Annotated in this window: 1 pseudogene; it reads left to right on the forward strand. The window is 73.5% G+C overall.

Annotation, left to right across the window (positions count from 1 at the left end):
• A pseudogene (locus tag KVT32_RS28750) lies at nucleotides 1-460 on the forward strand (hypothetical protein); the annotation flags it as partial.

A 460-nucleotide genomic window follows, 5' to 3' on the forward strand; every position in this document is an offset into this window, starting at 1 on the left:
TGGTCGAGCTGCACCGCTGCGCCGCCATTCCCGGCCTGCGCCGCGGCATCAAGCTTCACTTCGGCAATTCGGACGTCCAGCTCGAGAAGCCGGCCCACCTCGCACGCCTGCGCGAGGTCTTCGCCGCCGCCAACGCCAAGGGCATGGCGATCGTGGTCCACCTGCGCGCGAGCATCGGCAAGCGGCGTCCCTACGGCGAAGAACAGGCGCGGATCTTCCTCGAGCACCTGCTGCCGGCGGCGCCCGGCGTCGTGGTGCAGGTCGCGCACCTGGCCGGCGCCGGGCCCGGTTTCGAGGATCCGCCGGCGCGCGCGGTGCTGGGCGTGCTGGCCGCGGCCATGGCGCGGGGCGCGCCGCAGACCCGCAATCTGTGGTTCGACGTGGCCTCGGTCGCCGACCGCGACCTGAGCCCGGATGCTGCCGCCCTGATGGCGCGGCTTATCCGGCAGATCGGCCTCGG

The sequence above is a fragment of the Achromobacter sp. GbtcB20 genome, from assembly GCF_019091095.1.
Lineage (GTDB): Bacteria > Pseudomonadota > Gammaproteobacteria > Burkholderiales > Burkholderiaceae_B > Achromobacter > Achromobacter mucicolens.